Source organism: Oerskovia sp. NPDC060287 (genome assembly GCF_042726775.1).
Lineage (GTDB): Bacteria > Actinomycetota > Actinomycetes > Actinomycetales > Cellulomonadaceae > Oerskovia > Oerskovia merdavium.
Window position 1 is genome coordinate 1 of the sequence record NZ_JBHXBO010000034.1, and the last position, 24,348, is coordinate 24,348.

A 24,348-nucleotide genomic window follows, 5' to 3' on the forward strand; every position below is an offset into this window, starting at 1 on the left:
GCAGGGCGATCGCCCTGCCCGCTCCCTCAGCCCAGCACCGGCCACGTCGTACCCACCACGAACGCCGCGACCACGACGACGAGCGACGTCGCGAGCAGCGCGACGTCGCCCGCCCCGAACGCCAGGTGCGCGAGGCGGATGCGTCGGCCGGCGTCGTCACGCCGCTCGGTCGTGAAGCCCTTGGTCTCGAGGGCCTCGACCGTCGTCCGTGTCCGCTTGGCCGTGTTGAGCATGAGCGGGTAGAACGACTCGACGACGATGAGCGAGACCCGCCGTGCGGTGCGCCAGCCGAGCAGGCCGTGCCGGGTCGCGCGTGGTCCGCGCAGACGATGGCCGTCGACGATCGTGTGGAACTCGTCGATCAGCAGCGGCAGCATCCGGTAGCCGTAGCTGACCCCGAACCCCAGCATCGCGGGAGCGTGCAGCGCGAGCAGGGCGTCGGAGAGCTTCTCGGGGTCGAGCGAGACGAACGCGGCCATGCTCACGAGCGAGACCGTGCCGAGCTTGAGCGTGATGACCGCGAGCCCCTGGATCGCGGTCGCGTCGCCCTGGAGGAACCAGACGAGCGCCAGCAGGTAGAGGCACTGCCCCGCGATCCCGAGCGCGAACACCCCGAGCAGGAGGGGCCCGATCCTTGCCGCGAGGGCGGTGCCCGCCGCGATCACGAACAGGATCGCGAGCACCGTGAGGTCGTACGTGAACCACGGTGCCAGCCCGCACAGTGCGTACCAGAAGAGCACCGCGCGCGGGTCGCGCCGGGCGAGGAACCCGCCGCGCGTCGCGTAGGCGACACGCATGAGCTCGAGCTTGATCCACTCGAGCGACAGTCGTTCGCTGTCGGCCCGGCGGAGTCGCGAGGACCGCCCGCGCCCGGCGCCGGTCGGAGGGGGAGCGTCGGTGCGTGGTGCCGGGCGCGGCGGGACCTGCGCGGACAGCGTGGTCGTGACGCCGGTGGTGCTGCTCACGAGAGCCTCCCGTTGGTGCGTAGGGTCGCGTCGGGGGTCGTGGTCCGCAGGGACAGCCGGGCCACGAGCTCGGGCACCGACAGCGGGGCGGGCTCCAGCCCGAGGGCCGCCCCGAGCTGGACGACCTGTGGTGGGACGAGGCGGGCCTGGCGCAGGAGGTCCTGGCGCGAGAAGAGGGTCCGGGGGTCGGTGTCGGCGATGACCTGCCCCTGGTCGAGGACGATCACCCGGTCCGCCCACTCGGCGACCAGGTGCATGTCGTGGGTCGCGATCACGGTGCACCGGATGTGCGCCGCGAGGGCCGCGAGCATGTCGATCACGTCGTCGCGGCTGCGCAGGTCGAGGCTCGACGTGGGTTCGTCGAGCAGCAGCAGGCGGGGCCGCATCGCGAGCCCGACGGCGAGCGTCGCCCGCCGTTGCTGGCCGCCGGACAGCAGCCGCCCGTCACGGTCGGCGAGGGAGGTCAGGTCGACGCGGTCGAGGACCTCGGTCACGAGCGCCGCGGTCCCGGGCACGCGGCGTCCGGCGGGGTGCATCGCGACGTCGGCCCGGACGGAGTCCTTGAGGAACATCTCCTCGGGGCGCTGGCACAGGTAGCAGACCGTGTCGGCGAGCTCAGCGGCCGAGACGGTCCGGGTGTCGGTCCCGTCGACGCTCACGCTCCCTGCGTCCGGGACGTCGAGCCCGGACAGGAGCTTGAGGAGGGTCGACTTCCCGGCACCGTTCGAACCCACGAGCGCCACGCGCTCGCCCTCGTGCAGGTCGAGGTCGAGCCCGTCGATCACGACCGACCGAGGACCGGCGAGCGTGCGGTAGGCGCGGGTGACCCGCTCGACGCGGGCGATGACGGGGCCGCGGTGCGGGGCCGTCGCTCCCGGAGCGCCGGTGCCCTCGCCCGGAGCCTCCGCCGCCTGGTCGTCTGCCACGGGTCTGTCCGCTGCCGTGCCCCGGTCCGGACCCGACCCCGACGGCGTCGCCGGGGCCGGGTCGGCGAGCTGCCGGTCCCGCAGCCACTCGATCGCCGCGGGGACGGTCGAGGGCACGGGGCCGTGCGGCTCGAAGGCCCGGGCGACCGCGGTGACCTGCGGGACCGGGATGTTCGCGGCCTCGAGGTCCTCGGTCCGGGCCAGGGCCTCGGCGACGGGCAGGTGCCAGCGGGGGAGCCCGTCGGCCATGAGGACCACCGACCGGGCGTAGCGGGCCACGAACTCGGCGTGGTGCTCGACCACGACGATCGTGATGCCCAGCTCCCGGTTGAGTCGCGACAGGTGCTCGTAGATCTCCTGGGCGCGGTGCGGGTCCACCTCGGCCACGGGCTCGTCGACCACGAGCACCGAGGGGGTCAGCGCGATCGCACCGGCGATGGCCGTGAGGTGCTGCTGGCCTCCCGAGAGCTGCCAGGTGAACCGGTCGGCCAGCGAGGTGATGTCGAGGGTCTCGAGCGCGGTCGTCGTCCGCTCCCGCCAGTCGGCCAGGCCGAAGTTGACGGGGGCGAACGAGACGTCGTCGCGCACCGTGGGGCGCACGAGCTGGTTGCCGAAGTCCTGGAAGACGTATCCGACGCTGTGCGAGAGCTCGGCGACCCCCACCTCGGCCGTGTCCTGGCCCAGGACGTGGACCGAGCCCTCGAGGTCGCCCGACCAGAAGTGCGGGACCAGGCCGTTGAACGTCTTGCACAGCGTCGTCTTGCCGGACCCGTTGCCGCCGACCACGGCGACGAAGTCGCCCGCCTCGATCCGCAGGTCGACCCCGCGCAGCGTGTCCTCCTCGGCGCCCGGGTAGCGGAACGTGAGCCCGCGGACCTCGATCGCCATGGCCGGCGCGGGCATCAGACCTCGCCCCGGTCCGCTGCGTGCTGCTGCGAGGCCGAGGTGAGCGGCGCACCTGCGTCGCGGCGCCGTCGGGCTCGCAGGACCGCGACCAGCACGCACGCCCCGGCGACCGCCAGCGCGGCCACCGTGAGGGCCACCCAGAGGTAGGCCGTGCCGTACTCGTCGACGAAGTCGGGCTGGAACGCGCCGAGCGTCATGAGGCCGCCCTCGCGGCCCACGAACTCCTCCCACTGCGAGACCACGCCGATCGCCACGGCCCCGAGCAGCGCCAGGACACCGATGAGCCAGAACGGCGTGCCGCGCGGCCCGACGAGCCGCGGCGGGTTCTGGGGGTCGCGCGGGCGCAGGCCCATGAGCGGCTCGATCTTCCCGTAGAGGCGCGGCGCGAGCCACATGGCCGGCAGGGCACCGAACAGGACGCCCGTGATGAGCAGCGCCATGACGAGCTCGATCGACTCGGACACCAGCACCGCCTGGAACAACCCGTTCGACTCCTCGAGCGTCTCCGGGTCGATCCCGATCCCGACCTTGGCGAGGTCGATGAGCCCCGAGGAGACCTTGTCGATCGAGACCAGGGCGAGCGCCGCGGCGAAGAGCTGGCGACGGTTGCGCGGGTCGCGCACGATGCAGCCCGCGACGTAGATGCCCAGCAGGAGCTGGAGGAAGCCCTCGAGCTCGCCCAGACCGCCGAAGTCGCCGAGCAGCATGTCGGAGAAGACTATCTCGCCGAGCGGTGCGCCGATCGCGACCCACAGCGGGCAGAACAGGGCGGCGAGGACCACCGGGATGAACGCGAAGTACGCGACCTCGAGCTCGAACGGACCGACCTCGATGCTCGGCACGATCCCGGTGACGATGTCGGAGACCCCGAACAACGTCATCGACAGCACGAGGATCATGAGCTTCTGGGAGCTGCTGATGCCGTCCGGGTCGTGCAGGCGGCGGCGCAGGGCGCTCACGGGCGCGGCCGGCTTCCGGGCGGACGAGGTGGGCGGGGACTGACGGGCCGGGGCGGTGGAGCTCGCGGAGCCGTTCATGGTGTGCCTTCCTGGGGCGGTAGGTGCTGCGGTGGTTGACGGGCGGTGCGTGAGGGGAAGGGCGTGGGCTGCCGGGTCAGCCGTCGTGCCGCCGCGGGGGCGTCGGCGACGGCCGTGACGCGGCGGCCCAGAGCGCCAGGAGGTCTCCGACCTCGGCGATCACGTGGTCGGGCCGGAGGGCGCCGTCGGCCGAGTCGAGGGTCGCGTCGCTGCTCGACCCGCCGCGCACGAGCACGACGGTCCCGACGCCGGCGCCGCGCGCGGCCAGGACGTCACGGTGGGGCTTGTCCCCGACGAACCACGCGGACCGGGGGTCGGCGCCGAGCGCGGTCAGGGCCGTGCGGGCCGTGACCGGGTCGGGCTTGCGGTAGCCGAGCTCGTCCGAGTAGACGTGCACGCCCACGAGGTGGTCGATCCCGAACGCCTCGAGCTCCTCGCGGACCGCTCGTCCGCAGACCGTGTTGGACACGATCGCGACGGGGACCCCGCCGGCGCGCGCGGCCTCGAGCACGTCGCGCACCCCCGGGCGCAGGGTCGGCAGGCTCTTGGAGCGCGCGTACTCGAGGATCAGCGCGTACGCCTCGGCGCGCAGCCAGTCCTCGATCCCGTCCCCGAGGTGGGCGAGGGCCGGGCCGACCAGCTCGACCCAGAAGGTCGTCGCGTCGATCTCCTCGACGTCCTCGACGAGCCCGGCCGCGGGGTCCGCGGGAGTGCCCGCGGCGGGTGCCCCCTCGTGCCGGTCCTTCCAGGCGCGGTGGCGCACGCGCGCACCGGCCACGGCCTCGACCGCCTCCTCGGGCGAGAGTGCGTACCCCGCGACGGCGAGCCGCTGCGAGAGGTGACGTCCGAACGCGAGGCGCGCCGCGTCGTCGGGCACCGAGGTCACGACGACGCCGCCGTGGTCGAGCAGGAGGGCCGACGGGCGTCCCGCGGGCGCGTCGGCCGCACCCTCCGCCGCGGCGCCCGGCGCCGCGTCCGGCGTCCCCGCAGGGCGGGTCGACGCGCGCAGCAGGTCCGCGATCCCCTCGGGGGTGTCGAGCACGGCATCGGCCGTGTCGGTCACGGGGTAGGGCGGGACGTCGCTGTGGTGGCGCGTGAGGATCACGGCCCCGACGCCGGCGCGGCGTCCGGCGACCACGTCGCGGTCGAGCGTGTCGCCCACGTACCAGGTCCGCTCGGGGGTCGTGCCGAGCGCGCGCGCGGCCATCGCGATGATGCCCGGGTGGGGCTTGCGGAGGCCGACCTCGTCCGAGTAGACCTGCACGCCGAACGCCTCGTCGAGGCCGTGCGCGGCCAGCAGCGTGCGGTGCGCGCGGCCCGAGTGCGCGTTGGACACGATCCCGACCGTGACACCGAGCTCGGCTGCGGTCGCGAGCAGCTCGGGGATCCCGGGGCGCACGGTGTGCTCGCTCAGGGTCGCGGTCAGACGGGCCAGCAGCGTGCCCGCGCTGCCTGCGAGGACCTCTCGCGCGGCCAGGGGCAGGGGCGAGGCGAGGAAGTCGTGCCAGATCGTCCGGTGGTCCAGCTCGAGCGGCGCGAGGCGCCGGCTCGACGCGTTCTTCCAGTCCTTGAGAGCCTTGACGCCGCCGCGCAGGACGGGCTCGAGGGTCTCGGGCGACCAGCGGTGGCCCGCGCGGCCGAGCACCTCGCTGAGGTGGGTCGCGAGCTCGCCGTAGCCCTCGGGGCGCTTGGTCGTCTGGAAGATCACGCCGCCGAAGTCGAGGAGCAGCGCGTCGGGGCGCGCGCCCAGGCCGGGCGGCGTGCGGCGGGCTGCGACACGGGGCGCGACGCTCGCGAGCGCGAGGATCGCGCCGTCGTCGGCCGGGTCGGTGGCGCCGGGGAGCGGCGCGGGGCGGGTGAGGTCGGTCGTGGTCACAGTGGGACCGTAGGTACGGGAAGCGACGGCCCGGCGTCCGCCCGGTGACCGGGAGGCGAACCACGCCCGAACTTCTGGAACGTTCCAGGTCCGAGCCGACGAGAGGGGACAATGGACCGGTGAACCCCCGCCCGACCCTCCTCGACGTCGCCGCTCACGCAGGCGTCTCCAAGTCGCTCGTCTCGCTCGCCCTGCGCGGCGACCCGGGCGTCAGCGAGCGCACCCGCGAACGCATCCGGCGCGCGGCCGACGACCTCGGCTACCGCTCCAACGCCCTCGCACGAAGCCTCAAGCAGGGCCGCACGATGCTCATCGGGGCCGTCCTGTCGAGCCTCGACAACCCGTACCACACCGAGATCGTCACGGGTGTGGAAGAGGCCGCGGGCACCGCAGGCTTCTCGGTGCTGCTCGTCCACGGGTCGCGCGACCGCGGGCACCTCGCGCGCCACCTCGACACGCTGCTGGGCCTCAACGTCGACGGGCTCGTCGTCATCAGCTCCTGGCTCGAGGAGGAGCACCTGCGTGCCGCCGCCCGCCGCGCACCCGTCGTCATGGTCGGGCGCCCGCTCGGCGCGGTCGACGGCGTCGACACCGTGACCAACGACGACGCCCGGGGCGCGGCGCTCGCGGTCGACCACCTCGTGGGCCTCGGGCGCTCGCGGATCGCGCACGTGAGCGCGAGCGCCCGCCCCGCCGGCCTCGCGCGCCGAGCGGGCTACGAGGCGGCCATGCGTCGCCACGGCCTGGCCGAGGCGATCCGGGTCGTCGGCCCCGACGCGCCGGTCGCGGACCTCGTCGCGGACGGCTACCAGGGCGTGTTCGCGCGCAACGACGTCGAGGCGTTCGACGTCGTGGACCACGCGCACGACCAGGGCCTGCGCGTTCCCGAGGACCTCGCGGTCGTCGGCTACGACGACTCGGCCCTCGCCCGGCGGGCCCGCCCCCGCCTCACGAGCGTCCACCAGCCGCGCGGGCGCATGGGGGCGCTCGCGGTCGAGCTGCTGCTCGAACGGCTGGGCGGTCGGGGCGAGGACCGGCACGAGGTGCTCGCCCCGCGCCTCGTGGTGCGCGGGTCGACCGTCGTGCCGCCTCCGGCGTGAGGGCGTCCTGACCGGGGAGGCGTCCCCCGAGGGCGTGCTGCGCCACGCCGGCGGACGGGCGGCCGGGGCCCCGACCTCGACATCTACGTGAAACGTGAGGTACCTAGTATCCTGCCGAGCGGTCCAACGGCGGGCCAGGTACAGGCCGGTCCCACCCGGCCCTGCGGAGGCGAACATGTTGAGAGGCGTTCCAGGACGCGTGGACAGGGCCGGCAACGGCACGGCGCTCAAGGTCGGCGGGATCGCGGGCGGGATCGTCGGCTACCTGTTCTTCGTCGAGTTCACGAGCGGCATCCTCCAGGGCTTCTACACGCCGCTGCTGACCGACATCGCCCGGCACCTGAACATCCACGACGCCGACGTCAACTGGTTCGAGGCGGCCCAGCTGCTGCTCTCGGCCATGGTCGTGCCGGTCTTCGCCAAGCTCGGCGACATCCACGGCTACCGCCGGATGCTGCTCGTCACGACGGCTCTGACGGCCGCGGCCTCGTGGGCCGTGGCGTTCTCGCCGACCTTCTGGGTGTTCCTCGTGGCGTGGTCGCTCCAGGGGTTCTACGTGGTGTGGCTGCCGCTTCAGGTCGCGCTCATCTACGCGCGCTCGCGCGGCCGTGCCGACGGCCCGTCGCTGACACGCAGGGCGACCGGCGTGATCGTGGCCGCGCTCCAGGCGGGAGCGATCGTCGGGGCGCTGGCCGGCGGGCAGGCGGGCGCGCTGGCCCAGGACCGCCTCTGGCTGGCCCTGAGCATCCCCGCCATGGCCGTGACGGCCGTGTTCTTCGTGGTGTGGTTCCGCATCCCCGAGTCGCCCGAGAAGGGCGAGGGCACGCTCGACCGCGGCGGCGTGGTCCTGCTGAGCCTGACCCTGCTGCTCGTCAGCGCGGGGCTCACGTTCATGCGCACCAACGGCCTCGGCACGTGGTGGGCCTGGGGGCTCGTCGTGGTCGGGGTCGCGTCGCTGTGGCCCCTGGGGCGCTACGAGCTGCGCCAGGCCGACCCGCTCGTCGACCTGCGGGTCCTGCGCCGACCGACCATGTGGCCCATCATGGTCACCGCGGCCCTGTTCGGGGTCAGCATCCTGGGTGCCCAGGGGCCGCTGTCGACGTTCGCGCGTACCGACCCGGAGGTCTACGGCTACGGCCTGGGTGCGTCGTCCATGACGGTCTCGCTGCTCGTGGGCGGGTACGTGGTCTCGTGCCTGCTGGGGGCGCTCGCGTTCTCGCGCATCACCCGGCTGCTCACGCCCCGGCGAACGCTCATCCTCGCGGCCTCGCTCGTCGCGGTCGGCTACCTGCTGTTCCTGCCGTTCCACGAGACCACCGCGAACCTCCTGACGAACATGGTCGTCGCGGGGCTCGGGTCGGGAGCGCTCGTGGCGGCGCTCCCCGCGGCGGCCGCGGCCGCCGCACCCGTGGGGCGCACGGCCGTCGCGACCGGCCTGACGAACACGACCAAGACCATCGGCGGCACGTTCGCGTCGTGCGTGTTCGCGCTGGCCCTGATCTCGGGCACGCACGCGACGCTCGACGGCTCCGAGGCCACGGCCGGGTCCCTCAGCGGCTACATGATCGTCTGGACGATCTGCGGGGTCACGGCGGTCGTGGCGGCCGTGGTGCTCGCGTTCGTCCCGCGGCTCGCTTTCGCGGATGCCGAGGCGGCGCCCGTCGAGCCCCTCGTCCCCCAGCAAGCACCCGTCGTCGTCAAGGAGGCGCAGCAGTGAGCAGCAGGAGCACAGGACAGGGCCCGACGGCGGCACGCGCCGTCGCGGGCGCCCTCACCGCCGGGGTCCTCGCCCTGGTCGGCGCCGGGGTCGCCCGGGCCGCGCGGTTCACGCCCCAGGGTGCGGACGTGCGGACGGGCCGGTTCGCGGGCAGCGGGACGCGCGCGACCCGACCCCAGGACGAGGCGGTGCGCGACGACCCGGCGAGCTACGCCGTCGGGACGGCCGAGCGGCTCAGCGCGCTCGTGCGCATCCCGACCGTGTCCTCGCGCGTGCCCGGCGAGGAGGACCCCGCGGTCTTCGAGGCGTTCGTCGAACGGCTCGCCGAGCTGTACCCGCGCGTGCACGAGCGGCTCACGCTCGAGCGCGTCGCGGGCCACGGCCTGCTCTTCCGGTGGCGCGGCCGGCAGGGCGCGGCCCCCGCGGCGCCCGCGGTGCTCATGGCGCACTACGACGTCGTGCCCGTCGAGGCCGAGGACTGGTCGGGCGACCCGTTCTCCGGCGCGATCCGGGACGGCGCGGTGTGGGGGCGAGGCACGCTCGACGACAAGGGGTCGCTCGTCGTGCTCCTGGAGGCGGTCGAGTCGCTGCTCGCCCAGCGCTTCACGCCCGACCGTGACGTCTACCTGTCGTTCGGGCACAACGAGGAGACCGCGGGGGACGCCGCACGCTCGGCCGTGGCCGTGCTGCGCGAGCGCAAGATCAGCCCGTGGCTCGTGGTCGACGAGGGCGGGGCGGTCGTCGAGGGGGCTTTCCCGGGCGTGACCGCGCCCACGGCCGTCGTGGGCGTCGCGGAGAAGGGCATCCTCGACCTCGAGATCAGCACGCAGTCGCTCGGTGGGCACGCCTCGACGCCCGTGCGCGGAGGGGCCACGGCCCGGCTCGCGCGCGCGATCACGCGCATCGACGACCACCCGTTCCCCCCGCACCTGCCCGAGCCGACGCTCGAGATGATCGACACGCTCGGGCGCCACTCGCCGTTCGGGCTGCGGCTGCTGTTCGCGAGCGCCCGCCAGCTCCGCCCCGCGCTCGCCCGGGTCCTGGGGACGGTGAGCCCCGAGACCAACGCCATGGTCCGCACGACCGTCGCGATCACCCAGCTCCAGGGCAGCCCCGGGGCCAACGTCCTCGCGGCGTCCGCGAAGGCCAACGCGAACGTCCGGATCGCGACGGGTGAGACGGTCGCGACGGTCGTCGAGCGGCTCCGCCGCGTCGTCGACGACCCCACGATCGAGCTGCGCGTGGTCTCGGGCGAGGACCCCTCGCCCGTGTCGCCGACCGACGGAGACCAGTTCGCGCTGGTCCGCGAGTCGATCGGCGCGGCGTACCCCGACGCGGTCGTGACGCCCTACGTCATGCTCGGCGCGTCCGACTCGCGCCACTTCTGCGAGATCTCCGAGCACGTCTACCGGTTCAGCCCGTTCGCGATGACGCGCGAGCAGCGCGAGTCGATCCACGGCGTCGACGAGCACGTGACGATCGACGCGCTGGGGCGCGGGGTCGTGTTCTACCGGGCGCTGCTGCGGGGGCTGTGAGGCGTCGCGCGGGGGCGGGCCACGGCCGGCGCCGGGCCCGAGCGGCGCTTCAGCGCCAGTGCTCGAGCAGCCGTGCCGTGGTCTCGGTCGCCCGGTCGAGGACCTGCTCGGCGCCGTCGGAGGCCGCGGACATGAGCGAGGCGTCGACGAAGTGGCCCAGGAGGTCGACGTCGGTCACGTGCTGGTACCCGCTCGCGTCCAGGACGGTCCGCAGCGCGGCCAGGAGGCGCGGGCGGGAGGCCCGCATGATGGGGCGGAGAGCGGGGTCGCGCATCGCGGTCAGCATGGGGTCGAGGCGCACGTCGACGACCGAGTCGTCGACCGACGGCGCGTAGAACGTCTCGATGAGCAGGCGGGCCGTGCGGGTCGTCGAGCGCTCGCGGCGCGCGAGGGCCGCAGCACGCTCGGTCGCTGCCGAGCCCCGCAGCTCCTCGGCGGCCTCGACCGCAGCGGTGACGAGCGACGAGCTCGACGGGAAGTAGTACGAGGCCGAACCTTGCGGCACCCCGGCGGCCTTCGCGACGCGGCGGTGGGTCACGGCGGGGAACCCCTCGGCGATGAGCAGGCGGGCCGCGGCCTCGACCATGGCGCGCTGGCGGAGGTTGCTCCGGTCCTGCACGGGCGTGCGGGCCTCGGTGTGCCGTCGGAGCGGCGGCTGGGAGGCGGCCGGGGTCGTCGGGGAACCCGAGGGGTGGCCTGCGCTGCCGGGGTCGTCGTCGGGCCGGTCGACCGGTCCCCGCTGTGTCGCACTCACCGGCCCATCCTAGGGAGAAAAGGCGCATTCCGGCGCGAGATGTCGCGCGGGCACCGCCCGGACGCGGGCTCGGACGTGCGGGCCCCGTCGAACCGGTGCGCCGCCGGGCTCCGCCGCTGCTGTGACCAGCGAGTTTCGGAGGAGGGCGCCGAGCAAGGATGATGGACGTATGAGTACCTCGTTCCTGCGCCCGACGACGGCGCTCGCCGTCGTCGCGCTCCTCGCCCTGGGGGCGTGCTCGGGAGGCGGCGACGCCGACTCGGCCGAGTCCTCGCCGAAGACCGCTGCGACCGGGTCCTCGACCGCCGAGGACAGCGCGGCCGTCGACGCGGCGACCGACGCCGCCTCGGCAGCCGACGCCGACGCAGAGGCCGCCGCCGCCGCGGGCGGAGAAGCGGACCCGGCGGTCGACACGTCGTTCTGCGCCGAGACGGAGGCGGCCTGGGCCGCGGCCAACACCGCCCAGGTGTCGATGAGCGTCGAGCACCCCCGCACCCTGGTGACCGGTTTCGAGAACGCGCGGGTCGCGCTCACGAGCGTCGAGCCGCCCGCGGAGGTCGCGGCCGACTGGAAGACCGTCACGTCCTACGTCACGACCGCGGCCGAAGCCCTGTCCAAGGCCGACATCGACTCCGCGAAGTCGATCGTCGGCGCGCTCGACGACGCGGGCAAGGACCTCGACACCGACGCCATGACGGCGGCCTCGGGACGCGTGACTGCCTACCTGGACGCGACCTGCACCGGGTGAATCCGATGGGGAGAAGTCCCCAGGGCGCGAATTCTCGCCGTGATCCTCACAGGAATGCTTCAGGATGGTGTGCATGACCAACCGAAAGAACCTGACCAAGACCGTCGGCGGCCTCGCGACTGCCGTCCTGCTGACCTTCTCCCTCGCCGCCTGCAGCGGCGACGCCGACGTCAAGGCGTTCTGCGAGACGGGTGAGGGCTTCGAGGACTCGATGAACGACGTCGACGCGAGCGACCCCGCGGCCGCGGGCGAGGCGTTCGACAAGCTCGTCACCGAGCTCAAGGCCGCCAAGGCCCCCGAGGCCATCGCGGCCGACTGGACCACGCTGACCGAGGGCTTCGAGAACATGGGGGAGACGCTCACGGCACTCTCCGAGCTCGACCCCACGGCCGACGACTACATGGAGAAGGCCACCGAGCTCTCCGACTCGCTCCAGTCGACCGACTTCCAGACGGCCGCGGACAACGTCGAGAAGTGGACGACCGAGAACTGCACGGCCTGACGTCCAGCCGTCCCGGAAGGGCGGGTCCGCAGCACGTGCTGCGGGCCCGCCCCTCTGTCGTCCTCGCGTGCGGTCGCGCGCGGCACCGGGTCACCGGGGGAGGATAGGCGCATGCCCCTCGGTGAACCCGCGATCGACCCACGCCTCCTGCCGCTCCTGCGGACCGACCTCGAAGGAGCCGGCTACACGGTCGACGGCGTCGAGGACTTCCTCGGTCCGCTCGCCGCAGCGGCCCTGCACCGCGAGCAGGCGGTGCCCGCGCTGCGTGTCGCCCGGGCCGCGCTCGACGACGCGACGGGCGCGACGTCGTCGGGCCGGAAGAAGGACCCCCGTGCCGTGCTCGCCGCGCTCTTCCTGCTGGGCCTCGAGGTCCGCCGCGCGGACCTCGACGCCGCCCTGCCCGGGGTCGGGACGGACGGCGCGGCGCGCCTCGGCCTCGTGGCCGCGGCAGGCAACGGGCCCGACGACGGCGTGCGCGCACTGGCCGACCTGCGCCCCTACGCCGCGGCCGACGCGGCGGGTCCGGTCACGTGGTGGCTGGCCTCCGACCTGGGCGAGCTCGCGACCGGGCGACGCCTCGCGGGAGACCACGTGCTGGGGGCGGGCGGGGCCTCGATCACGCTCGCACAGGTGACCATGCGGACTCCCGTGGGGCGGGTGCTCGACCTCGGGACCGGGTGCGGCATCCAGGCGCTGCACGCGTCGCGGCACGCGCAGTCCGTCGTCGCGACCGACATCTCCCGGCGCGCGCTGCGGTTCGCCGAGTTCAACGCGGCCCTCGACGGCGTGCGCCTCGACCTGCGCGAGGGCTCGATGCTCGACCCCGTCGCGGGCGAGCAGTTCGACCTCGTGGTCTCCAACCCGCCGTTCGTCATCACCCCCCGCGGTGCGTCGACCGCCGACGGTGCCATTCCCGAGTACGAGTACCGCGACGGCGGCCGCGCGGGAGACGACCTCGTGCGCGACCTGGTCCTGGGCGTCGGCGACGTGCTCGCGCCGGGCGGTGTCGCGCAGATGCTCGGCAACTGGGAGCACCGGCGGGGCGAGCCGTGGACCGAGCGCGTCGGGGCCTGGCTCGATGAGGCCGGGCTCGACGGCTGGATCATCCAGCGCGAGGTCCTCGACCCGGCCGAGTACGCCGAGACGTGGATCCGTGACGGTGGCACCACGCCCGAGCGCGAGCCCGGGGCGTGGGCAGCGTCGTACGAGGCGTGGCTCGACGACTTCGCGACGCGCGACGTCGAGGCCGTGGGGTTCGGGATCGTGACGCTCCGCAAGCCGGGTGCGGGCCACGGCGTGAGCCTGCGCCGCCTCGAGGAGCACACGGGGTCGGTGCGCCAGCCGCTCGGCGGTCACCTCGCGGCCTCGCTCGCCGCCCACGACTGGCTCGAGGCCCGCGACGACGCCGCCCTCGCGTCGTCCCGGCTGTCCGTGGCGCCCGACGTGACCGAGGAACGCTACCTGACGCCCGGCGCCGAGGACCCGAACGTCGTGATCGTCCGGCAGGGCGACGGGCTGGGCCGCGGGATCCAGGCGTCGACAGGGCTCGCGGCGCTCGTGGGAGCGAGCGACGGCGAGCTCACCGTGGGTCAGCTGATCGGGGCGATCGCGTCGCTGTTCGAGGTGCCGGCCGGAGAGCTCGCGGGCGAGCTGCTGCCCGCGGTGCGGGGACTCGTGCGGGACGGCTTCCTGGTGCCGTGAGGGCGGGGTGCTCTGGGGCTCTGGGGTGCGGTGGCCGGGTGCCGGCGCCTGGGGTGCCTGGGTGCCTGGGTGCCGAGCACGAGGTTGCGGTCGTTCTCCGGGCCTTTGCGACCGCAACTTCGTGGTCGAGCGCGCGGAACCTCGTGCTCGGCGGAGTGCCGGTGGGCGCTCCGCCCGTCGGCCCGGGCCCGTTCCGTCCTGTCTCGGTGCTGTCTCGGTGCCGAGCATGCGGTTGGCGTCGTGAACCTGTCGATCTCGAACGGCCACCGCATGCTCGCCTGACGCCAACCGCATTCTCGTCGCGAGGCGGTCAGGGGCCAGGGCCGGGACCCGAGCCCCTGACCCGGACGACGGTCGCGACCGGAATTCCTGCTGCGCCGCGGACCCGCCGTCCCTAGGTTGAGGCCATGACCTCTCGCATCCAGCACACGACGATCGACGCCCGCGACGCCTACGCCCAGTCGGTCTGGTGGAGCGGGGTCCTCGGCTACGTCGAGGACCCCGACGACCCCAACCTGCCCGGCCACGAGGAGTGCATGATCTTCCCGCCGGCCGGCGGCGACGCACCCGCGGAGAGCCGTGGGCGCCTGTTGTTCATCGAGGTGCCCGAGGGCAAGGAGCTCAAGAACCGGCTCCACCTCGACCTGCGCCCCGTCGACGGGACCCGTGAGCAGGAGACCGAGAGGCTCCTCGGCCTGGGGGCCACGCAGCTCGCCGACCACCGCCGTCCCGACGGCTCGGGATGGTTCACGCTCGCGGACCCCGAGGGCAACGAGTTCTGCATCCTGCGCAGCGACGCCGAGGTCGCGGCCCAGGGAGGCTGAGCCCCGCGGTCTGTCGGGTGTGCAACCGGGTGCAGCTGGCGCCCCTAGGTGCCGGTGCCCGCCACCGGGTGCGCCGAGCACGAGGTTGCGGTCGTTCTCCCGGGGAATACGACCGTAACCTCGTGCTCGACCCCGGCGCGGTGTCGAGCGTGCGGTCGTCGTCATCCAGGCGGCGGACGGGAGCCGCAGTGGGCATCGCCACCCGGACCGCCGTGGACATCGCCACCTGGACGACAACCACATGTTCGACTCCGTTCCGACGTTCGACCCCGTCCCGAAACATGACGGGCCTATCCTCGCGATCGTGCTGATCGCCATGGCTGGACTGCCCGGAACCGGTAAGAGCCGACTCGCGCGTCTGCTCGCGCGTGACCTGGGCGCGGTGATGCTCAGCGTCGACCCCGTCGAGGACGCGTTCCTGCGCGCCGGCGCGGTGCACGACGACGTCACGGGCCTGGGTGCGTACCTCGCCGTCGAGTCGGTCGCCCAGGAGAACCTGCTGCTGGGCAACGCGGTCATCGTCGACGCGGTCAACGACCACCCCGCGGCCCGGCAGCAGTGGATCGACCTCGCCGCGCGGACCGGCACCCGCCTCTGGTTCGTCGAGGTCTACCTCGCCGACGAGCGGCTGCACCGCGAGCGCCTCGTGACCAGGGGCTCGCGCTACCCCGCGCTGCCCGAGCCCGGCTGGGACTCGCTCGCCGCGCGAGCCCGGGCGCTCGCGGACTGGGCAGACCCACGGCTGAGGCTCGACGCCTCGCTCGACGACGCAGAGCTGCTGGCAGCGGCCAAGGACTGGCTGGACGGCTGACGTCGGGCTCGAGGGCCTCGAGCTCGGGGACCTGGCTCGCGGTTCGGGGCTCGGGTGTGCGCGACGAGTGGCTCGCGGTCCGCTGCCGAGCGTGCGGTTGCCGTCACGATCCGGGCCAGACCGGACGCCCACCGCATGCTCGGCATGGTGACCGATGGACTTCGCCTCGTGCGCACCGCACCCTCGTCCCATGAGACGAAGCCGACCCGGGGCGACGGGCGAGAGGCACTGGAGGGGAGGCTTCTACGAGCTGGCCCTGCTGATGGACGGTAGCGACCAGGGGAGACTCGGCGACGGCATCAAGGCGCTGGCCGCCGCCGCAGGACTCTCGGGGGCGACGATCGACACGGCAGCGGGACCGGTCGTCCCGGACCTGACGACCGCCGAGGGGCTGCGGCTCGCCGCCGAGGCGCTGGCCCAGGGACGACAGCTGCGAGGCAGGGTGCTCCTTCCCGCTGCGCGCGAGTCCGCCTGCGGAGTGCTGCTCCTGCGTGACGCCTTGGACGCGGTCGAGGACCCGGGGTCCGGTCCGGCCGGATGCTCGTTGGTTCTCTTCCTGCCGCTTGCCGGCCTGGCCTCCGCGGGCGTCGAAGTCGGCGGTTTCCCGTTCGGGGACCGGTCCGGGGTCGAGTCTCATGTCTGGCGGCGGCCACTCGACGAGTGGCTGGCCCGGATCGGCCGAGCGGTGCACGTCTCCCTCCCGTTCCGGCGCGCTGTGATCGGGTTCGACGTCGCAGGTGACGACGAGCTGTCGGTCGGGACGGAACCGTCGGTACCTGCTCCGCGCGACCGTGCGTTCCTGGTTCAGGAGCCCGACGGGCTGGTGTTCCTCGCGGCCGATCGTTGACGCGGGCCCCGTAGCCCGCTGCCGAGCATGCGGTTGCCGTCACGATCCGGGCCAGACCGGACGCCCACCGCATGCTCGACGGACGCCCACCGCATGCTCGACCAGCGTCTCCTCGACCCCACATCGCGCCGCCGTCCCACCCTCGCTGACCAGGTCGGAAATCCGGTCCTGCATCAGAGACCTGGGGCGCTACGCTCCGGCCATGTCCCGTACCGTCTCGCTCGACGAGGCCCGCACGACCGGCGCCGTCGTCACGATCCACCGCCGCGCCCTGGGCCCCGACACCGGCCGGCTGGACGGCGTGGTGCTGGCGACGGGGGTGTGGACACTCGTCGGGTCGCTGGCGGACTGGGCTCACGCCGACGGCTACGAGGCGATCCGGACCGAGGACGTCACGAAGGTCCGCCGGTTGCGACGCGCGAACCAGCGTCTCGTCGAGCGCGCTGCTGCGGGGCTCGGGACCTGGCCGCTCCCGCACCCGGACCTCGCTGTCGACCTCGCGTCCGTCGAGGGCGTCGTGCGGTCGGTCGCCCGCACGAGCCGCCTGCTCGCGGTGCACGTCGAGGGCGAGTCTCCCGGCGAGTACTTCCCCGGAGCCGTGGGGGACCTGACGGACGAGGGTCTGGGGCTGCGGTTCATCGACACGGCCGGCCGTTGGGAAGCGGCGTCGAGGTGGTTCGGGCTCGACGAGATCACCCGTGTCTCGTGGGGGTCGCGCTACCTCGACATGTTCGACCGGTACGGGGACCGCCCCCCGTTCGAGCCGCGCGAGCTCTCCGACCGGTGACCGGCCCGGGGAGCGCCCGAGCTCGCCGAGGACATCGGCTCGCCCGGCTCGCCCGGCTCGCCCGGCTCGCCCGGCTCGCCCGCAGCGCCCGGCTCGCCCGGCTCGCCCGGCTCGCCCGGCTCGCCCGGCTCGCCCGGCCCCGTCGGCACCGTCCGGTCGTCGTGCTCGTGCCGCGCACCCTGCGTCTCCCGCGACCTGCCTCCGGACCCGAGGAGCACCCAGACGGGGCCGAACACGACCCACGCGCCGAGCACGATCGCGACGCGCAGCGCCCACCCCCACAGGGGGTCTCCCGGCCACTGGGCGGGGGGCACGAGCCCGGTCCCGGCGACGGTCGACAGGGTCGCGATCACCCCGAGCGCGATCACCGCGGCGACCGCTGCCCTCCCGAGCTCCTTGGTCTCGTGGAGCAGGCCCGCGAGGCCGTCCTTCGGCGGCTCGACGGGCGTCGGCCCGTCGCCGAAGCGGTACGCGGCGTGCGTGTCGGCCCAGCGGACGATCGAGTGCCCGAACGCCACCGTGAACCCCAGGTACACGGCCGCGAGCCCGTGCACGGCCTCGGGCGGTGACCCGCCCGCGACGCTCGCGATCGACACGCTCACGAGCACCAGGTCGATCAGGGGGACGCTGACCAGCAGGATCGTGCTCAGCCGGCGGCGGTGCAGCAGGTACCGGGCGATCAGCCCGGCGGCGAGCACGACCCAGAAGCCGACCTCGCACGCGAGGACCAGCAGGACCAGCGGGTTCTCCAGGAGGGTGCGCATGGTGTCCATGCTGGTCGGGAAGGTGCCCGACGGCGTCGCCCACCTCGCCGATCTTCGCTCGCCTCGCGTACATCGTTCGAGGGAGGGAAGGTCGGCGAGCACAGGGGGTCGGGTGGCCGTGCCGATCCCGGGATCGTGGGCCCCGGCGCCTAGGATGCTCGGTGCGGCAGGTGGGACGGACGGTCCTCGTGAGGGAAGGGCGGCAGCTCGCCCAAGGGGCGTCGATCGGCGAGCACCGACCGACCAGCCGACCAGCACGACCGGCCGGCAGGACCACAGCCCGACCAGCACGACCGAGCACGCAGCACGAACCACAGACACACGCGAGAGGGCCTGAGTGCAGCACGACGACATCGACGCCCTGCGGCGCACCCCGGCCTGGCGCCTCCTGCGCTCGGACAACGCACCGCTCGCCCTGAGCTTCCTCGGCACGGTCTTCGTCGAGCAGAACGTCCGATCGATCGGCGAGGCCGAGCTGGTCTCGCTCCTCGACGACGCGCTCTACGCGATCGACGGACCGGACCGGCCCGCCCGCGCGCAGCCCCGACCCGTCGCGGAGGGGGACGAGCACGCCACCGGTGACGAGCCCGCGGTGGTGAGCGACGCCGTCGGGCCGGACGATGCCCACGCACGCGATGCCCACGCACCTGGGATACCCGCGGACCACCCGACCGAGGCCCGTCGCTACCCGCGCTCGCCCAAGGCCTACCTCGACCACTGGTCCGCGCCCGAGCAGGGCTGGCTGCGCAAGTTCTACCCGACGGGCTCGGACGAGGCGCACTACGACGCGACCCCGGCCGTCGAGAAGGCCGTCGCGTGGGTAACGGCGCTGCGCGAGCGCAGCTTCGTGGGCACCGAGTCGCGCCTGAACACGGTCTTCGAGCTGCTGCGCCAGCTCACGGTCGGCACCGAGTCCGACGCCGACGCGCGCCTGCGCGAGCTCGAGGCGCGGCGGGCGCGGATCGACGAGGAGATCGAGCGCGTGCGCGCGGGCCAGCTCTCGCTGCTCGACGCGGCCGCCCAGCGCGACCGCTACCAGCAGCTCACGGGCACGGCCGCGGACCTGCTCGCGGACTTCCGCGAGGTCGAGGCGAACTTCCGGAACCTCGACCGCGACATGCGCGAGCGCATCACGGGCTGGGACGGGGCCAAGGGGGACCTGCTGGACGCGGTCGTCGGGAGCCGTTCGGCGATCGCGGACTCGGACCAGGGGCGCAGCTTCCACGCGTTCTACGACTTCCTCCTGGACCGCCAGCGTCAGGAGGAGTTCGCCGAGCTCGTCGAGAAGGTCCAGGCCCTGCCCGCGCTCGAGGAGCAGGTCGGGCCCGACGACGAGGCAGCCCCCGGGATCACGGGCCGCGCGGCCGGGCGACGTCTGCGCCGCATCCACTACGACTGGCTCGACGCGGGCGAGCGCACGCAGTCGACCGTGCGCGTCCTGTCCGAGCAGCTGCGCCGGTTCCTGGACGACCAGGTGTGGCTCGAGAACCGTCGCGTGATCGACATCCTGCGCAGCATCGAGGGCCATGCGCTCGCGCTGCGCGACGCTCCCGACCGCCTGCGCCTGGGCGCCGCGGACACCGGTCCGCTCGCGACGACCATGGACTCGACCTCGGTCGACGTGCACCTGCCGACCGAGCGCCCCCTCTACCGGCCCCAGCACCAGGAACCGCTCGCGAGCGAGGGGGTGACCGCGGGGGTCGCGGACTTCGACGCATCGGCACTGTTCACGCAGGTCCACGTGGACCCCGAGCGCCTGAGCCGCACCGTCCGCGACGCTCTGCGCCGCCGCGGTCAGGTCTCGCTCGCGGAGCTCGTCGAGGAGAGCCCGCTCGAGCAGGGCCTCGCGGAGCTCGTGACGTACCTGTCGCTCGACGACCCGCGCTTCGACGTCGTGCACGACCCCGCGCACACCGACGAGGTGCGGTGGGTCGTCGACGACCACGTGCCGGACCTGCCGGTGGCGGCCGCCGTCGAGGTCGCCGCGGTCGACGAGCGGCCCACCGGACCGCGCGTCCGGGTCGCGCGCGTGCCGCGCGTGACGTTCGCCCGCACGGGAGCCAGGGACCTCGCGGGGGCCGTGGCGCGGTCGCTCGCGCAGGCCCCGCCCGCTCCGCCCCGACCGTCCGCCCAGCAGTCTCCCCAGCCGTCTCCTCAGGAGGGAACCCCGTGAGCCAGCAGCCCGTCCGGACCGAACGCCCGGGGCAGACCGGCGGCCCGAGCCCCGAGCTGTCCCTCGTCGTGACCTCGCTCGTCAAGGGCGTCGTCTACCGCGAGGCCGGGACGCGCACGTGGCGCGACCTGCTCGCGCTCGAGGCGCAGGCGCGGGACTTCGTCGCGACGCTCGGTCTCGAGGTCGTGATCGACGAGTCCGAGGGGTACGCGTACCTGCGCGCGCAGCCCGAGGACGAGGGCGACGGCACGTTCATCCCGCGCCTCGTCGCGCGGCGCGAGCTGTCGTTCGACGTGAGCCTGCTGCTCGCGCTGCTGCGCAAGCGGCTCGCGCAGTTCGACTCCGAGGGCGGCGACACGCGCCTGGTCCTGACGCGCGACGAGATCGTGGACCTGGTCCGCGTGTTCCTGCCCGGGTCGAGCAACGAGGCCCGCGCACGCGACCGCGTCGAGGCCAACGTGCGCCGCGTGGTCGAGCTGGGCTTCCTGCGCCCCGTGCCGGACACCCCGGACACGTACGAGGTGCGTCGCATCCTCAAGGCGTTCGTCGACGGGCAGTGGCTCGCGGACTTCGACGCGCGCCTCGCGGAGTACGCGGCCGAGCTCGCGTCGCGCGACGGGGGAGCGCTCCTGCCCGACGGCGGAGCGCCCGCGGGCGTGCCGGCTGCGGCGGGTGCGGGTACGGGGGCCGCGCCGACCATGCGGTCGACGTCCGACGAGCATGCGGTCGGCGTCGAGAACGGGCCTGAATCGGACGACAACCGCATGCTCGGCACCGAGCGCCCGACCCACGAGGAGGCCTGATGGCCGAGGCATTGTTCAGCGCGGTCGAGCTGCACGACGCGGCAGCGGACCTGGACCAGCGGTCGGGCTACCGCCTCGACCGGCTCGAGGTCCTCAACTGGGGGACGTTCGACAAGTACGCGTGGAGCTTCGAGCTCGAGGGGCGCAACGCGCTCCTGACGGGGGACATCGGCTCGGGCAAGTCGACCATCGTCGACGCCATCACGACGCTCCTGCTCCCCGCGAACCGCATCAGCTACAACAAGGCGGCCGGCGCCGACACGCGCGAGCGCACGCTGCGCTCGTACGTGGCCGGGCACTACAAGTCCGAGCGCAACGAGGTCACGGGCGCCTCGCGGCACGTGGGCCTGCGGCGCGGCCACACCTACTCGGTCATCCTGGGCGAGTTCGCCAACCGCGGGTTCGACTCGCGCGCGGTGCTGGCGCAGGTGTTCTGGCTCAAGGACGGAGCGCAGGGGCAGCCCGAGCGCTTCTACGTCACGAGCACCTCGCCCATGACGATCGCCGACGACTTCGCGGGGTTCGACGGCGACATCAACGTCCTGCGCCGCCGCCTGCGCGAGTCGGGCGCCCAGATCCGCGACCACTTCCCGGAGTACGGGCGCGACTTCCGGCGCCTGCTCGGCATCGAGTCCGAGCAGGCCATGGAGCTGTTCCACCAGACGGTGTCCATGAAGTCGGTGGGTGACCTCAACGAGTTCGTGCGCGAGCACATGCTCGAGCCGTTCGACGCGGCCCGCTGGACCGAGAAGCTCGTCGCGCACTTCGACGACCTCACGAGCGCGCACGACGCCGTGGTCAAGGCCCGCGCGCAGATCGACCAGCTCGCGCCGCTGCTGGCCGACGCCGACGCGTACGACGCGGTGGGGGACCGGGCCCGCGGGCTGGTCGCCCAGCGCGAGGCGTTGCGCGGGTTCACCGCGGGGCGGCGCGTCGAGGCGCTCGACGCGCGCATCGGCGAGCTCGAGGCGTCGATCACGGCGCGCGCCGACGGCCTGGACCGCCTCAAGGAGGAGCTCGCGCTGCTCGACGCCGAGCGCCAGCGCCTCGAGGTCGAGCGGGCCGGGCACGGCGGCGACCGCCTCGCCCAGATCGAGGGCGAGGTCGCGCGCCGCGAGGTCGAGCGCGCAGAACGCCGGGCCAAGGCCGACGAGTACGCGCGCTACCTCGCCGCGGCAGGCCTGGAGCCCGTCGCGTCGCGGGACGAGTTCGCGGCGCTGCGCGAGCGCACGACCGCCCTGCAGTCGGACGCGCAGGACGCCCTCGGCGAGATCGAGGGGCGCGCCGGGGAGGTCGCGGCCGAGCTGCGCGCGGTCGAGGCCGAGGCCCGCGAGATCAACGCCGAGCTCCGGTCGCTCGCCGACCGCGAGTCCAACCTGCCCCGCACGAGCCTGGACCTGCGCACCCGCCTGTGCTCCGACGTCGGGCTGACCGACGCCGACCTGCCCTTCGCGGGCGAGCTCATCGGCGTGCGCGCCGAGCACGCCGAGTGGGAGGGAGCGGCCGAGCGCGTGCTGCGCGGGTTCGCGCTCTCGCTGCTCGTGCCGGCCCAGCACTACGACGCCGTCTCGACGTGGATCAACTCGCAGGACCTGGGCACGCGGCTCGTCTACCACCGGGTCCCCGCGCCCGCCGCGGGCCGCTCGGGGAAGGCGCGCGGCGGCGTCGGGACCCCTCCGGCGAGCCGCGAGGACGGACCGCTGCTCGCGGACCTCCTCGAGGTCAAGGACGGCGACCTCGCCGCGTGGCTGAGCGACGAGCTCGAGCGCCGCGCGGACTACGTGTGCGCCGCGACGCTCGCCGACTTCCAGCGCGTGCCCCGCGCCGTGACGCGCGAGGGACAGGTCAAGCACTCGGCCAGCCACCACGAGAAGGACGACCGGCGCTCGGTCCGCGACCGCAGCGGCTACGTCCTCGGCTGGAGCAACCAGGCCAAGATCGACGCGCTGCTCGAGCAGGCGACCGACGTCGCCGGCCGTCGCACGGCGCTCGAGGAGAGGCGTGACGAGGTCGGTCGCGAGAAGAGTGCCGCGATCTCGCGCTCGGGCGCGCTCAACCGGCTCGACGTGTTCCGCGAGTGGCGCGAGCTCGACTGGGAGGAGCCCGTCCGGGCCGTCGCCGAGCTCCACGAGGAGAAGCGGCGCATCGAGGGCGCGTCGACCGAGCTGAGCCGCATCGCCGACCAGCTCCGTGACCTGTCCCGGAGGGCCGCAGGCCTCGCGAACGACCGCGACGCGCTGCTCTCGGCCGCCGGGGCGGACCAGCACGCGCTGCAGACGGCACGCGACCAGCGTGGACGCTCGGCCCGCGTGCTGGCCGAGCAGGGGCCGGCCGACGCGGCGCTGGCCGAGGAGCTCGCCGGGCTCTTCGACGCCGAGACCACGGCCCAGGCTGCCGCCCAGGCGGGCTCGCACCCCGGCTCGCGCGGCGACGTGGACCCCGACGCGGTCGAGAGCGCCCTGCGGACCCGGCTCACGAGCCAGGTCGAGGAGGCCCAGACCCGGCAGGGGCAGCTCGGTACGCGCATCGCCGCCCAGATGACGGCGTTCCGGGCCGCGTACCCGGTCGAGACCACGGAGCTCGACAACGACGTGCGCTCCGCCCCCGAGTACCGGGCGCTGCACGAGCGGCTCACGCGAGACGACCTGCCGCGCTTCGAGGGCGACTTCAAGACGTACCTCAACACCAACACGATCCGCGACATCGCGGGCTTCCACGCCGAGCTGTCCAAGCAGGCCGACCTCATCCGCGAGCGCGTCGAGATCATCAACGACTCGCTGCGCGCGATCGACTACAACCCCGGTCGGTACATCCGCCTCGAGATGGCGCCCACGCCCAACACCGAGGTGCGCGAGTTCCGGGCGGACCTGCGGGCGTGCACCGACGGCGTCCTGGGCCTCGACCTCGAGGGGAGGCGCGACGAGGACACCGGTGAGGAGACCGTCGCGTACTACTCGGAGGAGCGGTTCCTGCGGGTCAAGGCGATCGTCGAGCGGTTCCGGGGGCGCGAGGGCCAGACCGAGGCCGACGAGGCGTGGAAGCGTCGCGTGACCGACGTGCGGAGCTGGTTCGTGCTCTCGGCCTCCGAGCGGTCGCGCGAGGACGACGTCGAGCACGAGCACTACTCGGACTCGGGCGGGAAGTCCGGTGGCCAGAAGGAGAAGCTCGCCTACACGATCCTCGCCGCCTCGCTCGCCTACCAGTTCAAGCTCGACTGGGGCGCGGTGCGGTCCAAGGCGTTCCGGTTCGTCGTGATCGACGAGGCGTTCGGCCGCGGGTCGGACGAGTCGACGCGGTTCGCGCTCGAGCTGTTCAAGAGCCTGGGTCTCCAGCTGCTCATCGTGACGCCGCTGCAGAAGATCCACGTGATCGAGCCCTACATCTCGGCCGTGGGGTACGTCGACAACCCGACGGGCCGCAACTCGCGGCTGCGGACGCTGACGATCGAGGAGTACCAGGCCGAGAAGGAGGCGCACGCGGCGCTCTGATCCGTCGTCCGGGGTGCCGTGGACGCTGCGCTCCGGTGCCGAGCACGAGGTTGCGGTCGTTGTCGGGCTGACAACGAACGCAAC

At 73.8% G+C, this 24,348-nt stretch carries 19 protein-coding genes; 13 read left to right on the plus strand and 6 right to left on the minus strand.

What is annotated here, in order from left to right; genetic code table 11:
* Nucleotides 1-26 precede the first annotated feature (26 nt).
* From ACFWFR_RS04980 to ACFWFR_RS04995, 4 genes are all read right to left on the minus strand, one after another.
* The gene (locus tag ACFWFR_RS04980; protein WP_377621590.1) at nucleotides 27-965 is read right to left on the minus strand and encodes an energy-coupling factor transporter transmembrane component T family protein; all 939 of its coding nucleotides are present in this window, start codon (nucleotides 963-965) and stop codon (nucleotides 27-29) included.
* A complete protein-coding gene (locus tag ACFWFR_RS04985; protein ID WP_377621592.1) occupies nucleotides 962-2,794 on the minus strand; it encodes an ABC transporter ATP-binding protein in 1,833 nt (610 codons plus the stop codon). The genes ACFWFR_RS04980 and ACFWFR_RS04985 overlap by 4 nt, the downstream gene beginning before the upstream one ends.
* Complete coding sequence (locus tag ACFWFR_RS04990) at nucleotides 2,794-3,834, minus strand: cell division protein FtsQ (RefSeq protein WP_377621594.1); 1,041 nt, start codon at nucleotides 3,832-3,834, stop codon at nucleotides 2,794-2,796. Before ACFWFR_RS04990 ends, ACFWFR_RS04985 begins: the two co-directional genes overlap by 1 nt.
* 76 nt (nucleotides 3,835-3,910) lie before the next feature.
* Nucleotides 3,911-5,710, minus strand: a complete 1,800-nt coding sequence (locus tag ACFWFR_RS04995) for an HAD family hydrolase (RefSeq protein ID WP_377621596.1) — start codon at nucleotides 5,708-5,710, stop codon at nucleotides 3,911-3,913.
* 119 nt (nucleotides 5,711-5,829) lie between these two features.
* On the opposite strand from ACFWFR_RS04995, the gene ACFWFR_RS05000 reads away from it, so the two are divergent.
* From ACFWFR_RS05000 to ACFWFR_RS05010, 3 genes are all read left to right on the plus strand, one after another.
* Nucleotides 5,830-6,810, plus strand: coding sequence for a LacI family DNA-binding transcriptional regulator (locus tag ACFWFR_RS05000; RefSeq protein ID WP_377621598.1), 981 nt, complete (start codon nucleotides 5,830-5,832; stop codon nucleotides 6,808-6,810).
* 199 nt (nucleotides 6,811-7,009) lie between these two features.
* Complete coding sequence (locus ACFWFR_RS05005) at nucleotides 7,010-8,527, plus strand: MFS transporter (RefSeq protein ID WP_377621600.1); 1,518 nt, start codon at nucleotides 7,010-7,012, stop codon at nucleotides 8,525-8,527.
* Nucleotides 8,524-10,062, plus strand: a complete 1,539-nt coding sequence (locus ACFWFR_RS05010; RefSeq protein ID WP_377621601.1) for a M20/M25/M40 family metallo-hydrolase — start codon at nucleotides 8,524-8,526, stop codon at nucleotides 10,060-10,062. The genes ACFWFR_RS05005 and ACFWFR_RS05010 overlap by 4 nt, the downstream gene beginning before the upstream one ends.
* 49 nt (nucleotides 10,063-10,111) lie before the next feature.
* On the opposite strand, the gene ACFWFR_RS05015 is transcribed toward ACFWFR_RS05010, so the two are convergent.
* Nucleotides 10,112-10,816, minus strand: coding sequence for a TetR/AcrR family transcriptional regulator (locus ACFWFR_RS05015; RefSeq protein WP_377618351.1), 705 nt, complete (start codon nucleotides 10,814-10,816; stop codon nucleotides 10,112-10,114).
* Nucleotides 10,817-10,985: 169 nt separating this feature from the next.
* Between ACFWFR_RS05015 and ACFWFR_RS05020 the strand changes: the two genes are divergently transcribed.
* The 7 genes from ACFWFR_RS05020 to ACFWFR_RS05050 all read left to right on the plus strand — a co-directional run bounded on the left by ACFWFR_RS05020 (nucleotide 10,986) and on the right by ACFWFR_RS05050 (nucleotide 17,036).
* Nucleotides 10,986-11,564, plus strand: coding sequence for a hypothetical protein (locus ACFWFR_RS05020; RefSeq protein WP_191800759.1), 579 nt, complete (start codon nucleotides 10,986-10,988; stop codon nucleotides 11,562-11,564).
* 73 nt (nucleotides 11,565-11,637) lie between these two features.
* A complete protein-coding gene (locus ACFWFR_RS05025; protein WP_191800761.1) occupies nucleotides 11,638-12,066 on the plus strand; it encodes a hypothetical protein in 429 nt (142 codons plus the stop codon).
* Between the two features lie 111 nt (nucleotides 12,067-12,177).
* Nucleotides 12,178-13,767 carry a methyltransferase gene (locus tag ACFWFR_RS05030; RefSeq protein ID WP_377621604.1) on the plus strand — a complete coding sequence of 530 codons (1,590 nt, stop codon included), beginning with the start codon at nucleotides 12,178-12,180 and terminating at the stop codon, nucleotides 13,765-13,767.
* Between the two features lie 407 nt (nucleotides 13,768-14,174).
* Nucleotides 14,175-14,591 carry a VOC family protein gene (locus tag ACFWFR_RS05035; RefSeq protein ID WP_377618359.1) on the plus strand — a complete coding sequence of 139 codons (417 nt, stop codon included), beginning with the start codon at nucleotides 14,175-14,177 and terminating at the stop codon, nucleotides 14,589-14,591.
* A gap of 304 nt (nucleotides 14,592-14,895) precedes the next feature.
* Nucleotides 14,896-15,402 carry an AAA family ATPase gene (locus ACFWFR_RS05040; protein ID WP_377621606.1) on the plus strand — a complete coding sequence of 169 codons (507 nt, stop codon included), beginning with the start codon at nucleotides 14,896-14,898 and terminating at the stop codon, nucleotides 15,400-15,402.
* Nucleotides 15,403-15,592: 190 nt separating this feature from the next.
* The gene (locus tag ACFWFR_RS05045) at nucleotides 15,593-16,249 is read left to right on the plus strand and encodes a hypothetical protein (RefSeq protein ID WP_377621608.1); all 657 of its coding nucleotides are present in this window, start codon (nucleotides 15,593-15,595) and stop codon (nucleotides 16,247-16,249) included.
* A gap of 202 nt (nucleotides 16,250-16,451) precedes the next feature.
* Nucleotides 16,452-17,036, plus strand: coding sequence for a hypothetical protein (locus ACFWFR_RS05050; RefSeq protein ID WP_377621609.1), 585 nt, complete (start codon nucleotides 16,452-16,454; stop codon nucleotides 17,034-17,036).
* Here the strand turns inward: ACFWFR_RS05050 and ACFWFR_RS05055 are convergent.
* A complete protein-coding gene (locus ACFWFR_RS05055) occupies nucleotides 16,967-17,800 on the minus strand; it encodes a hypothetical protein (protein ID WP_377621611.1) in 834 nt (277 codons plus the stop codon). The two genes, ACFWFR_RS05050 and ACFWFR_RS05055, sit on opposite strands and share 70 nt — an antisense overlap.
* A 337-nt stretch (nucleotides 17,801-18,137) precedes the next feature.
* Here ACFWFR_RS05055 and ACFWFR_RS05060 point away from each other — a divergent pair, with 337 nt between their 5' ends.
* Genes ACFWFR_RS05060 through ACFWFR_RS05070 form a run of 3 tightly spaced genes read left to right on the plus strand, consistent with a single transcriptional unit; the run spans nucleotide 18,138 to nucleotide 24,264 of the window.
* Nucleotides 18,138-19,973, plus strand: a complete 1,836-nt coding sequence (locus ACFWFR_RS05060; protein WP_377621612.1) for a DUF3375 domain-containing protein — start codon at nucleotides 18,138-18,140, stop codon at nucleotides 19,971-19,973.
* Nucleotides 19,970-20,776: a DUF4194 domain-containing protein gene (locus ACFWFR_RS05065; protein WP_377621614.1), complete on the plus strand. Its 807-nt coding sequence runs from the start codon at nucleotides 19,970-19,972 to the stop codon at nucleotides 20,774-20,776. Before ACFWFR_RS05060 ends, ACFWFR_RS05065 begins: the two co-directional genes overlap by 4 nt.
* Nucleotides 20,776-24,264, plus strand: a complete 3,489-nt coding sequence (locus ACFWFR_RS05070; RefSeq protein ID WP_377621616.1) for an ATP-binding protein — start codon at nucleotides 20,776-20,778, stop codon at nucleotides 24,262-24,264. The genes ACFWFR_RS05065 and ACFWFR_RS05070 overlap by 1 nt, the downstream gene beginning before the upstream one ends.
* Nucleotides 24,265-24,348: the final 84 nt, after the last annotated feature.